We start from the raw sequence: 12,252 nt of genomic DNA, 5'->3' as shown, positions 1-12,252 counted from the left end.
GCAGAAAGGTGCCGCCAACAGCCCAGACGAAGCGCCCCGCGCCAACAAGCGCGAGGTCAGGCGGGGTCAGCGGGATGCCACGGGTCAGTAGCCGGAGAACGCGTCGGTCGTGATCGAGCGGGCGCGGTCCAGCGCGGGAGCGAGATCGGCGATGAGCCCGGGCGGGCCCGACACGTACGCGTGGCGCGCGTGGATGTCGGGGACCAGCTGCAGGAGCCCGTCGGCATCCAGTCGGACGCCGCCCGCCCACCGCCAGTGCGACGGCAGGTCGGCGGGCCGGTCGCGGGTGAAGACGACGACCGGGATGCCGGATGCCTCCAGCTCCGGCCGGAACGCGAGCTCCGCCGCCTCGGACGCGACGTAGACGAGCACGATGTCGCGCTCGCGCGCGTCGGCGCCGAGGTCGGTCAGCTGCGACACGAACGGCGTGACCCCGATGCCGGCGGCGACCATGAGCACGGGGCTCGACGAGCGTCTCGGCAGCACGAAGTCGCCCCACACGCCGGTGACCGCGAGCACGTCGCCCGGCTGCACCGCGGCGAGTGCGCGCTTGTAGCTGGACTGCGGACCGCCGCCCTCGCGGAACGCGATGCGGAGCTCGGGCAGCTCGCGCGGTGCGGAGACGATGCTGAACTCGCGCCGCGTGCCCCGCGCGTCGGCGTGCGCGTGCGGCACCTCGAGCTCGAGGTACTGGCCGGGCACGAACCGCAGCCGCCGTGCGGCGCGGAAGGTGAGCGCGCGCACCGTCGGCGTGAGGTCGGTGCGCCCCACGAAGCGCAGGCGCACGGCCGAGCGCGCGGCGAAGCAGAACGCGACGACGTTGCCGATCAGGAGCGCGCGCTCCTGCCCGAGGCTCACGCCGCCGAGGTCGATCGGCCAGCCGGCGAGGACGCCGACGACGATCGCGACGGCGAACTGCTGCCACCGCCGCGGCGGCAGGGTGAGGGGCTCGGACAGCATGAACGCCCCGAGGAACAGGAACGGCGACGACCACACGATCGACCAGAACGCGGTGCCGAGGTCGAGCGCGATGCCGGCGGTCTGGTACTGCACGCTCACACGCACGACCGCGACGGCGATCGCGACGACCACGAAGACGGCGACGACGCGCACCTTCTCGGTGCGGAGCAGCACCACGAGGCCGAGGACGATGACGGGTGCGGCGAGCAGCGGCGTGCCCACCCACCACGACGACGCGCCGAGACCCGGGAGCCACACGCTCACGATCGTCAGGACCGCCGCCCCGACGGCGGCGGGGTTGAAGACATGCCGCCCCTGCCACGCGAGCAGGTACTTCGATGCCGACGCGACCGCGCCGGCGAGCGCGAGTCCCGCCAGGCCGAGCGGGTCGAGGGTCGGCCGCAGGACGAAGAGCAGGATGAGCGCCGTGATGAGCGAGGACTCCAGGCGCCAGGACGAGCCGAGCACGCGGTGGGCGACGGCATCCACCGCCGTGCACACCGCGCTGAGGAGAGCCAGGCTCACGATGAGCTCCAGCGGCCCGATCGCGAGCGCGCCGAGGAGCGACAGCGTCACCGCGTAGACGGCGAGGATGCCGAGGCACACGAGCACCAGCCGGTACATCGACGCGCGGCCGAGGACCGCGAAGACGCGGTTCCAGACCGCCGTGAGTGCGCTCATCATACGAACAGCTCCGCTCCGCAGTCCGGCGACCACTCCAGGCGCCCGTCGCTGGTCATGCGCACCCACGGTACGCCCCGGTCGTGGGCGAACGCCGCGCCCCCGTCGAAGAAGAGGGCGGTGGCGACGGCATCCGCGATCATGGCGGAGCCGGCGACCGCCCACGTCGCCGCGATCGTGCGGATCGGATGCCCCGTCCGCGCGTCCAGCACGTGATGCAGGCCCTCGCCCCACGCCCGGCGGTTCACCGCGGAGGCGCACAGCGCGGCATCCCGCACCTCCCACACGCCCACCGCGCGGGTGGGGTCGAACGGGTGCTCCAGGCCGATGCGGTCGGTGCGTCCGCGCACCGCGACGTCGCCGCTCGCGTCGACGACGGCCTCGCCGTCGGTGGCCGCGGTAACGACGTCGAGCACGCGGTCGACGAGGCGGCCCTTGCCGACGGCGCCGACGTCGATCGTGGCGGGCTCGGTGAGCAGCAGCCGGTCGGTGGTCCAGGCCAGGAGCGTCCGCCAGTCCGGCGGTGCCGGCTCGGCGCCGCGGTCGACGAACCCGTAGCGCGCGTCGTACCCGCGCCGCGCGAGCGCGCCGCCCACGAGCGGATTGACCGCTCCGGCGGTGGCCTCGTCGAGCGCCGCATAGAGGTCGAGCATCGCGGCGGTGTCGGGCGGTGCGACGACGGTGCCGGCGCCGCGTGCGAGCGCGCTCACGAGCGAGTCGTCGCGGAAGCGCGACCAGTCGCGATCGAACGCGTCGACGAGGTCGGCGACCGCGCCGCGCGCGCCGGCCGACAGCGGGTGGGCCGTGTCGACGCGCCAGCGGGTGCCGATCGCGTCGAACTCCCAGCGGTCGCCGGTCACGTCACGCCTTCGCCTCGGCCTTGATGGTCTCGAGGGCCTGGTTGAAGCCGCCGCTCGTGAGCGACGATCCGGCCACGCGGCTCACCGCGAGCTCGTCGATGCGCTTGCCGACGACCACGTCGGCGATGCCGCCGATGAACTCGCCCTGATACTGCACCGACTCGCGCTTGCTGGGGTTGCCGGTGACGTCCACGGCGGTGACCACGTCGTCCTGCAGGGTGACCGTGACCGAGATCGTCTCCACGGTCTCGGGGGTCGCGTACGACCCCTCGGCCGTGTAGGTGCCGTCGGCGTACGTGCTGTCGGACGCCTCCTCGGCGGGGGCGGATGCCGTCGCCTCGGGCGTCGCGGTGGTGGTGGGGGTCGTCTCGGCCGCGGGCGCGGACTCGGCCGCGCAGCCCGCGAGCAGGACGACGCCGACGACGGATGCCGCGGCCGCCGCCGTGCGGACGGGTCGCGGGAGTGCGGGGGTGGGGATCATGACGGTCCTCTCGTTCTGCCGCGCCGGTTCGACGCACCTCCACGCTAACGAGATCGCGGATCGGGATCCTTTGACGAACCTATGTGTTCCCGCAGAAGACGCCACCGCAACACGGCGAGCTGCGTGGACGTCACGATGTGATGTCCAATAGCGTGGAGGCATCCACGACCCGGCAAAGGAGCCCACTCATGGTCGAACCTGCCTACAGCACGGGAGTTCTCCTCCTCATCGCGGTGGCCGCCATCGCGCTGCTTCTGTTCATGATCATGAAGCTGAAGATCCACGCGTTCGTCTCGCTGATCTTCGTCAGCCTGGTCACCGCGATCGCCGCAGGCATCCCGGTGTACGACCCCGAGGGTGGCACCACCATCGCCACTGCCATGACGACCGGCTTCGCCGGCGTCCTCGGCAGTGTCGCCCTCCTCGTCGGCTTCGGTGTCATGCTCGGGCGTCTCCTCGAGGCCACGGGCGGCGCGCAGGTGCTCGCGGACACCCTCGTCAGCCGATTCGGCGAGAAGCGCGCGCCCTTCGCGCTCGGCGTCGCAGCCCTCTTCTTCGGCTTCCCGATCTTCTTCGACGCGGGTCTGGTGATCTTCCTCCCGATCCTCTTCACCGTGGCACGCCGGTTCGGCGGCTCGCTCCTGCTCTACGGAATCCCGACTGCCGCGGCCTTCGCGGCGATGCATGCCATCATGGTCCCCCACCCCGGCCCGGTGGCAGCCACCGAGATCCTGGGCGGAGACCTCGGCATCACCCTCCTCGCGGGCATCCCTGTCGCCGTGATCGGCTGGTTCCTCGGCGGCTACCTCATCGGAACGTGGCAGGGCAGGCGCGTCTTCGTGAAGATCCCCGACGCGATCCTCGGCGAGATGAACGAGCTCAGGGGCCCGAACGGCGAGAAGCTCACAGCCCCGTCCTTCGGCCACGTGCTCCTGGTGCTTCTCCTCCCGCTCATCCTCATCAGCGGCAACACCATTCTGAACACGCTCATCACCGCGGGCGTCATCGCCGACGACGCCGAGTGGGCTCGCTACGTCATGCTGCTCGGGACGACACCGATTGCGCTGCTGATCAGCGTGCTCTTCGCTCTCTTCACGCTCAGCCCGGGCCGATTCACGCTCGAGACCGGTCAGAGACTCATGGACGGCGCCCTCGGCCCGGTCTGCGGCGTCATCCTCATCACCGGCGCCGGCGGCATGTTCGGCGCGGTGCTTCGCGCCAGTGGTATCGGCGAGGCATTGACCGACTCGCTGTCGGGACTGGGACTGCCGCTCATCGTCCAGGCCTTCGTCGTGGCTGCGGCGCTGCGCGTCGCACAGGGCTCCGCGACCGTGGCTCTCACCGCGACCGCGGGGCTCATCGCGGCCGATGTCGCGGCCGCGGGCTTGAGCACCCTGGACATCGCGGCGCTGGTGTTCGCGATCGCGGGTGGCGCGACCGTCCTCTCGCACGTCAACGACTCGGGTTTCTGGCTGGTCAGCAAGTTCTTCGGCATGGATCTCAAGACCACTCTGAAGACCTGGACGGTCATGGAGACCATCCTCGGGACCGTGATCTTCCTGCTGGCATGGGTGCTGTGGCTCGTGGTGTAGTGCTGCCGTTCTCCACGGGTGAGCGTTCGACGGCATCGGCCGCCGAATGCCCGCAGGGTGCTCACCGGGATCGGCGAGGCGCAGAGGTCCCGCGGTAGCCACGCGGCATCGGCGGGTCTATGACGAGCGAGTCCCGCGGAGCGCTTTGACGAGTGCGCATCGGCCGGCTCGGAGCGTCTAGGAGCATCTGCTCACCTGAGGGCACGCCGCCGCCCCTCGGCTGAGGCGGTTACGCGGCGCCGTCGAACATGCTCGTGACCGAGCCGTCCTCGAACACCTCGTGGATCGCACGGGCCAGGAGCGGCGCGATCGGCAGCACGGTGAGCCCCGGGAAGCGCTTCTCGGGCGGCAGCGGGATCGAGTCGGTCACGACGACCGCGTCGACCGACGGATCCTGCAGGCGCTGCGCGGCCGGGTCGCTGAAGATCGCGTGGGTCGCCGCGACGATGACGCGCTCGGCGCCGTTCTTCTTGAGCGCCTGAGCGGCCTTGACGATCGTGCCGCCGGTGTCGATCATGTCGTCCACGAGCAGGCACACGCGGCCCTCGACGTGGCCGACGATCTCGTTCACGGTGACCTGGTTCGCGACGTTCGGGTCGCGGCGCTTGTGGATGATCGCGAGCGGCGCGTCGAGGCTGTCCGACCACGTGTCGGCGACCCGCACGCGACCGGTGTCGGGCGAGACCACGGTGAGCTTGGCGCGGTCCTCGGCGGTGAGGTGCTTCTCGAAGTAGTCCAGGAGCACCGGCTTGGCGAACAGGTGGTCGACGGGACCGTCGAAGAAGCCCTGGATCTGGGCGGCGTGCAGGTCGACGCTCATGATGCGGTCGGCGCCCGCCGTGCGCAGCAGGTCGGCGACGAGGCGCGCGCTGATGGGCTCGCGTCCGCGGCCCTTCTTGTCCTGTCGCGAGTACGGGTAGTAGGGGGCGACGACGGTGATCCGCTTCGCCGACGCGCGCTTGGCGGCGTCGAGCATGATCAGGATCTCCATGAGCCACTCGTTGACGGGCGGGCCGAAGGTCTGGATCAGGAAGACGTCGCAGCCGCGGATCGACACCTCGAAGCGCGTGAGGATCTCCCCCGACGCGAAGGTGCGGTGCTCGGTGGGCACGAGCTGCGTGCCGAGCGCCCGCGTGACGTCGAGCGCGAGCGCCTCGTGCGAGCGGCCGGAGGCGACCACGAGCCGCTTCTTCGTCTTGGCGACGATGCCGGGGGCGATCCCCCGTGCGACGTCCAGGTCAACCTTGTTCTTGCTGCGCGCCATCGTCGGCTTCCTGTGCGGACCGGGCCCGGACCGCGGCGTCCGCCGCGGCCGTTCCCGGTCGGTTGGTCTCGACCCACCCGTCGACATTGCGCTGGGGGGCGACACTCAAGGCGAGTGCGCCGGGCGGGACATCCTTGCGGATGACGGCGCCGGCACCGGTCTTGGCGCCGTCTCCGATCCTAACCGGAGCGACGAACACGTTGTGCGATCCGGAGTGCACCTCGTCTCCGATCACCGTGCGGTGCTTGGCGAGGTCGTCGTAGTTCGCGGTGATCGCGCCGGCGCCGAGGTTGACGCCGCGGCCGATCGTCGTGTCGCCGATGTAGGAGAGGTGCGGCACCTTGCTGCCCTCGCCGATCGTGGAGTTCTTCGTCTCGACGAACGTGCCGATCTTGCCGCCGGCGTCCAGGCGCGTGCCGGGGCGCAGGTAGGCGAAGGGGCCGACGTGGGTGTCGGGCCCGATGACGGCGAGCGTGGCGTCACTGCGCCGCACGGTCGCGTTCTCGGCGACCTCGCAGTCGACGAGGCTCGTGTCGGGGCCGATCACGGCACCCGACGAGACCGCGGTGGCGCGCAGGATGTGCGTGTTCGGCAGCACGGTGACGTCGGGCGCGAGCGTCGCGGTGACGTCGATCCACGTGGTGTCCGGGTCCTGCACCGTGACGCCCTCGAGCTGCCAGCGGCGGACGGTGCGGGCGTTGAGCGCCTTCGCCGCCTGTGCGAGCTGGACACGGTCGTTGACGCCGAGGGCGGCCGAGGCATCCGGCGCCACCACGGCGCCGACCGTGAGCCTCGACGCGTGCAGCAGGCCGATCATGTCGGTGAGGTAGCGCTCGCCCTGCGCGTTCGCGGTGCCGATCAGGCCGATGTGGGCGCGCAGCGGCTCGGCCTGGAAGACGTAGACGCCGGCGTTGATCTCGGTGACCGCGGCCTCGTCGTCGGTGGCGTCCTTCTGCTCGACGATGCGCGTCACGGAGTGGTCGATGCCCCGGATGACGCGGCCGTACCCGTGCGGGTCCTCCACGACGGCCGTCAGCATCGTCGCCGCGGCGAGGCTCGCCCGGTGCGCGGCGACGAGGGCGTCGAGCGTGTCGGCGTCGAGGAGGGGGACGTCGCCGCTCAGCACGAGCACGTCGCCGTCGAAGTCGCCGAGCTCGTCGAGCGCGACCTGGACGGCGCGGCCGGTGCCGGGGATCTCGTCCTGGTCGACGACGCGGATCTCCGGCGAGATGCCGGTGACCGCCTCGGCGATGAGGTCGCGCTCGTGCCGGAGCACGACGAGGATGCCGTCGGGGTGGAGGTCGCGCGCGACGTCGAGCACGTGCCCCACGAGCGGGCGGCCACCGATGCGGTGCAGCACCTTGGGCAGGCTCGACTTCATGCGCGTCCCCTGGCCGGCGGCCAGGATGATCACGGCCAGCGCGCGTGCGCTGCTTGCTGTGTTGTTCTCCACCATGCTCCGCCGCCAGGATTCGAACCTAGACCTCACAGCTCCAAAGGCTGTCGTGCTGCCATTACACCACGGCGGACCGTGGCCATCGTGGCCACCGCCCGTCAAGTCTGCCATGCCGGCCGGGCCCGATAATGGACCGGTGGGCAAGGACACCGACGAGGTCGACCGCATCGTGGAGGCGTGGGGCGCGGAGCGTCCGGATCTGGACTTCTCGCCGCTGGAGGTGCTCTCGCGCGTCGACCGGCTGTCGCGCCATCTCGATCGTGCGCGGCGCGCGGCGTTCCGGCGCAGCGACCTCGAGCCGTGGGAGTGGGACGTGCTGTCGGCGCTGCGGCGCGCGGGCGAGCCCTATCAGCTCAGCCCCAAGCAGCTGCTCCCCCAGACCCTCGTCTCCAGCGGCACGATGACCAACCGCATCGACCGGCTCGTCGAGCGCGGGCTCGTCCGGCGCGAGGCCGATCCCGACGACCGCCGTGGCGTGCTCGTGACCCTCACCGGCGACGGACGGACGAGGGTGGATGCCGCGATCACGCGCCTCGTCGACGCCGAGGCGGAGCTCCTCGACATGCTCTCGCGCGCCGACCGCGACCGGCTGGCCGCCCTGCTGCGCAAGCTCAGCCTCGGCTTCGACGCCTGAGCGTCGACCCGGCGTCGTATTCGCGACATAGTGGAACGACAGGCACGCGATGGCGCGTGACGGCAAAGGAGGACGACATGACGGCACACCCGCTGGACTCACTGACCGGCGAGGAGTTCTCGCGCACGTCCGCGATCCTGGCCCGCGAGCACGGCGTCGACGCCGGCTGGCGGTACGCCTCGATCGCTCTGCAGGAGCCGCCGAAGACGGCGGTGCAGGCGTGGCGCGACGGCGATCCCATCGAGCGTCGCGCGTTCGTGGTGCTGTGGAGGAAGCAGACCAACGAGGTGCACGAGGCCGTGGTGAACCTGACCTCGGACGCCGTCGAGTCGTGGACGCACGTGCCCGGGGTCACCCCGAACTTCACGATCGACGAGTACCACGACTGCGACCACGCGATGAAGGCGGATCCCGACGTGCAGGCGGCGCTGGCCCGTCGCGGCATCGACGTCGAGTCCGTGCTGTTCGACGTCTGGACGTACGGCGGCGCCGTGATCCCGGAGCAGTGGCGCGATCGACGCCTCGGCTGGGTGGACCTGTGGATGCGCGCGACGCCCGGCGGCAACCCGTACGCGCACCCGGTGAGCGGCCTGAAGATCGTCGTCGACATGAACACGATGGAGGTCCTGGAGATCGAGGACCACCACGACTACGGGTTCCCCGAGGTCGACGCGGAGTACGTGCCGGAGCTGCGAGGCATCGCACCGCGCACCGATCTGAAGCCCCTCGAGATCGTGCAGCCCCAGGGCGTCTCGTTCGCGGTGGACGGATCCGAGATCCGCTGGCAGAACTGGTCGTTCCGGATCGGGTTCAACTACCGCGAGGGGCCCGTGATCTATCAGGTCGCGTTCGACGACGCCGGGGTGAAGCGCGATGTCGCCTACCGGCTGTCGTTCGCCGAGATGATCGTGCCCTACCGCGACTCCAGCTTCGATCACTACCGCCGCACCGCGTTCGACATCGGCGAATGGGGCCTCGGCTACATGTGCACGTCGCTGGAACTGGGCTGCGACTGCCTGGGCGAGATCACCTACCTCGACGCCGTGCTGCCCGACACCGCCGGTCAGCCGTGGGAGATCCGCAACGCCGTCTGCCTCCACGAGGAGGACAACGCGGTGCTGTGGAAGCACGTCGACCCCGACACCGGTGCCGAGGTGCGCCGCCAGCGGCGGTTCGTCGTCTCCGCGCACGCGACCGTCGCCAACTACGAGTACCTCATCTATTGGCGCTTCTACCAGGACGGCAGCATCGAGTGCGAGGTGCGCGCGACCGGGATCATGGTGTCGACCCCGATGGCGCAGGACGGCGACACCAGCGCGACCGGCACGACGGTCGACCGGCGCAGCTACGCCCCGTTCCATCAGCACTTCCTGGTCGCCCGCCTCGACCTCGACGTCGACGGCGACGCCAACACCGTCGTCGAGTCGGACTCGATGCCCGCGCCCATCACCGCGGAGAACCCGCTGGGGCTCGATCTGCACACCGCCGCGACCGTCGTGGAATCCGAAGCGCACAGCGGACGGAGCTACTCCTGGGAGCGCCAGCGCACCTGGAAGGTGACCAACCCGGGAAAGCTCAACGCGTGGGGCGCTCCGGTCGCCTACAAGCTCGTGCCCACGGCATCCTTCCCGGCGATGTTCGACGAGTCCTCGCCGGTGCTCCGGCGCAACCCGGTGATCGGCAACACCCTGTGGGTCACCCGCCACCACGACTCCGAGATGTGGCCGGCGGGCGACTATCCGACGCAGTCGATCGACGACTCGCACAACGGCATGAGCGCCTGGATCGCCGACGACGAGAACCTCGTCGACGAGGACGTCGTGCTGTGGTACGTGTTCGGCATCCACCACATCACGCGCGTCGAGGACTGGCCGATCATGCCCGCCGACACGATCTCGTTCTGGCTGAAGCCGTTCGGGTTCTTCGACCGCAACCCCTCGCTGGATGCGCCGCGCACCGCGACGGACCACTGCGCCGCTCCGGCGATTCCCGGCGCCCAGGCCGGGCACGCGGGGCACGCCGGACACGAGGGGCACGCCGGGCACGAGCACCATCATCACTGAGCGGCCGCTCCGCATACGCTCCCTCGCGAGCGGATGCGGAGGGATGCCGGGAGGCATGCACGGGCAGAGCCTCCCTCGCCTGGCGCGGCCGACCTAGGGTGGTGACTGATCGACGGGTCGCGACGAGCGGCCGGGGAAGGGCATCCGCCATGGAGTACAACCGACTGGGCGGCTCGGGACTGCGGGTGAGCCGTATCGCGCTCGGCTGCATGAGCTTCGGCGACACGTCGAAGGGCTTCAGCGAGTGGGCGCTCGACGACGAGCAGGGCGCGCCGATCTTCCGGCAGGCGGTGGAGCTCGGCATCACGTTCTGGGACACCGCGAACGTGTACGGCTACGGCTCGAGCGAGGAGATCGTCGGGCGCGCCGTGCGCGAGTACACGCGTCGCGACCAGGTCGTGCTGGCGACCAAGGTCTTCTTCCCCGTGGGCGACGGCCCCGGCGGTCGCGGGCTGTCGCGTCGGGCGATCATGGAGCAGGTGGACGCGTCGCTCCGCCGGCTGGGCACCGACTGGATCGACCTCTACCAGATCCACCGCTTCGATCCGGAGACGCCGGTCGAGGAGACCATGGAGGCGCTCCACGACGTCGTGAAGGCCGGCAAGGTGCGCTACCTCGGCGCGTCGTCGATGCACGCGTGGCAGTTCGCGACGATGCAGCACGCCGCCGACCTGCACGGCTGGACGCGGTTCGTCTCGATGCAGGACCAGTACTCGCTCATGCAGCGCGAGGAGGAGCGCGAGATGTTCGGCCTGCTCGCCGACCAGCGCGTCGGCGCGCTGCCGTGGAGCCCGCTCGCGAAGGGCCGCCTCGCGCGTCCGTTCGGCACGCACACCACGCGCTTCGACAACGACCCGACCGGCCGGCGGTTCTACGGCGACGGCGACAGGGCGATCGTGGATGCCGTCGAGTCGGTCGCGGCCGCCCGCGGTGTGCCCATGGCGCAGGTCGCGCTCGCGTGGGTGCTGTCGAACCCGGTCGTCGACGCGCCGATCGTGGGCGCGACGAAGCCGCACCATCTCGCCGACGCGGTCGCAGCGCTCGACATCGAGCTCACCGACGACGAGAAGGCGGCGCTCGAGGCGCCGTATACGCCGCGTCTGCCGAGCGGCTACTGAGACCGGACCGCCGACCCCTGCCCCCGAGCAGTCTGAGACTGCCGGCGAGTCGGTGTCCTCTCGCCGGAGGCCAGCTGCCGCGACTTCCGCACACGTGAGGCGTGCTGCCATGTCCTCCACTCGCTGACGGCGTGCTGCCACGGCATCCGCTCGCACGACACCTGCCGCCATCACCTCTGCTCACGCGAGACACGCAGGTGCGACCCCCGCCGACGAGACGTGTACTGCCAGGGCATGGCTCGCGGCCGCGGTGGCGCGTACCGTCGCAGTCATGCACACGAGGACACTGGGACAGGGCCTGCGGGTCTCCGCGATCGGGCTGGGCTGCATGGGCATGTCGCAGAGCTATGGCCCCAACCCCGGCGACCGCGCCGACATGATCGCGGTGCTCCGCTCGGCGATCGACTCGGGCGTCACGTTCTTCGACACCGCCGAGGTGTACGGGCCGTACGTCAACGAGGAGCTCGTCGGTGAGGCGCTCGAGCCGATCCGCGATCAGGTCGTGATCGCGACGAAGTTCGGGTGGGACATCCAGGGCGGCAGGAGTGTCGGGCTCGACAGTCGCCCCGAGCAGATCCGGGCGGTCGCCGAGGCATCGCTCGCGCGACTGCGCACCGACGTCATCGACCTCTTCTACCAGCACCGCGTCGACCCGGCCGTGCCGATCGAGGACGTCGCCGGAACGGTCGGCGAGCTGGTCGCCGAGGGCAAGGTGCGCCATTTCGGGCTCTCCGAGGCATCCGCCGACACGATCCGCCGCGCGCACGCGGCGTTCCCGGTGACCGCCCTGCAGAGCGAGTACTCGCTGTGGACCCGTGACCCCGAGACCGACGTGCTGCCGACCCTTGCGGCGCTCGGCATCGGGTTCGTTCCGTTCAGCCCGCTCGGCAAGGGCTTCCTGACCGGCACGGTGACGAGCGCCGCCGATCTGGCCACCGACGACATCCGCCGGCGTGTGCCCCGGTTCGAGGAGGAGAACCTCGTCGCGAACCGGACGCTGGTCGACCACGTCGCCGCGCTTGCCGAGGCGAAGGGCGCCACGCCCGGGCAGGTCGCGCTCGCATGGCTGCTCGCCCAGCATCCGTGGATCGTCCCGATTCCGGGAACCCGCCGGACCCCCCGCATCCAGGAGAACGCAGCAGC

10 protein-coding genes and 1 tRNA gene are annotated in these 12,252 nt (G+C 70.8%); 5 read left to right on the top strand and 6 right to left on the bottom strand.

The window, feature by feature from the left end; genetic code table 11:
* Nucleotides 1-84: 84 nt before the first annotated feature.
* The 3 genes from WML84_RS08170 to WML84_RS08160 are packed head-to-tail and all read right to left on the bottom strand — an operon-like array spanning nt 85 to nt 2,982.
* Nucleotides 85-1,644, bottom strand: a complete 1,560-nt coding sequence (locus WML84_RS08170; protein WP_347345650.1) for a flavodoxin reductase — start codon at nt 1,642-1,644, stop codon at nt 85-87.
* Nucleotides 1,641-2,501, bottom strand: a complete 861-nt coding sequence (locus tag WML84_RS08165) for an FAD:protein FMN transferase (protein ID WP_347345649.1) — start codon at nt 2,499-2,501, stop codon at nt 1,641-1,643. The genes WML84_RS08170 and WML84_RS08165 overlap by 4 nt, the downstream gene beginning before the upstream one ends.
* 1 nt (nt 2,502) lies before the next feature.
* Complete coding sequence (locus WML84_RS08160) at nt 2,503-2,982, bottom strand: hypothetical protein (RefSeq protein ID WP_347345648.1); 480 nt, start codon at nt 2,980-2,982, stop codon at nt 2,503-2,505.
* Between the two features lie 188 nt (nt 2,983-3,170).
* Here WML84_RS08160 and WML84_RS08155 point away from each other — a divergent pair, with 188 nt between their 5' ends.
* On the top strand, nt 3,171-4,574 hold the full coding sequence (locus WML84_RS08155) for a gluconate:H+ symporter (RefSeq protein ID WP_347345647.1): 1,404 nt from the start codon (nt 3,171-3,173) through the stop codon (nt 4,572-4,574).
* A 229-nt stretch (nt 4,575-4,803) separates the two neighbouring features.
* On the opposite strand, the gene WML84_RS08150 is transcribed toward WML84_RS08155, so the two are convergent.
* The 3 genes from WML84_RS08150 to WML84_RS08140 form a co-directional block, all read right to left on the bottom strand.
* Nucleotides 4,804-5,838 carry a ribose-phosphate diphosphokinase gene (locus WML84_RS08150; RefSeq protein ID WP_347345646.1) on the bottom strand — a complete coding sequence of 345 codons (1,035 nt, stop codon included), beginning with the start codon at nt 5,836-5,838 and terminating at the stop codon, nt 4,804-4,806.
* Nucleotides 5,813-7,294 (bottom strand): bifunctional UDP-N-acetylglucosamine diphosphorylase/glucosamine-1-phosphate N-acetyltransferase GlmU, encoded by a 1,482-nt coding sequence (gene glmU, locus WML84_RS08145; RefSeq protein WP_347345645.1) that lies wholly within the window; start codon nt 7,292-7,294, stop codon nt 5,813-5,815. Before glmU ends, WML84_RS08150 begins: the two co-directional genes overlap by 26 nt.
* A gap of 1 nt (nt 7,295) precedes the next feature.
* Nucleotides 7,296-7,367: transfer RNA gene (locus WML84_RS08140), tRNA-Gln, on the bottom strand.
* Nucleotides 7,368-7,430: 63 nt separating this feature from the next.
* On the opposite strand from WML84_RS08140, the gene WML84_RS08135 reads away from it, so the two are divergent.
* From WML84_RS08135 to WML84_RS08120, 4 genes are all read left to right on the top strand, one after another.
* Entirely contained in the window at nt 7,431-7,928 is a 498-nt protein-coding gene (locus WML84_RS08135; RefSeq protein WP_347345644.1) for a MarR family transcriptional regulator, read from the top strand.
* A gap of 77 nt (nt 7,929-8,005) precedes the next feature.
* Nucleotides 8,006-9,991: a primary-amine oxidase gene (locus WML84_RS08130; protein ID WP_347345643.1), complete on the top strand. Its 1,986-nt coding sequence runs from the start codon at nt 8,006-8,008 to the stop codon at nt 9,989-9,991.
* 149 nt (nt 9,992-10,140) lie between these two features.
* Complete coding sequence (locus WML84_RS08125) at nt 10,141-11,109, top strand: aldo/keto reductase (protein WP_347345642.1); 969 nt, start codon at nt 10,141-10,143, stop codon at nt 11,107-11,109.
* 271 nt (nt 11,110-11,380) lie between these two features.
* Nucleotides 11,381-12,252 (top strand): aldo/keto reductase (locus WML84_RS08120; protein WP_347345641.1); only part of this gene is annotated, 872 nt, incomplete at its 3' end.

It is taken from the genome of Microbacterium sp. (genome assembly GCF_039812165.1).
GTDB lineage: Bacteria > Actinomycetota > Actinomycetes > Actinomycetales > Microbacteriaceae > Microbacterium.
This window is presented reverse-complemented; position numbering and strand designations above follow the sequence as displayed.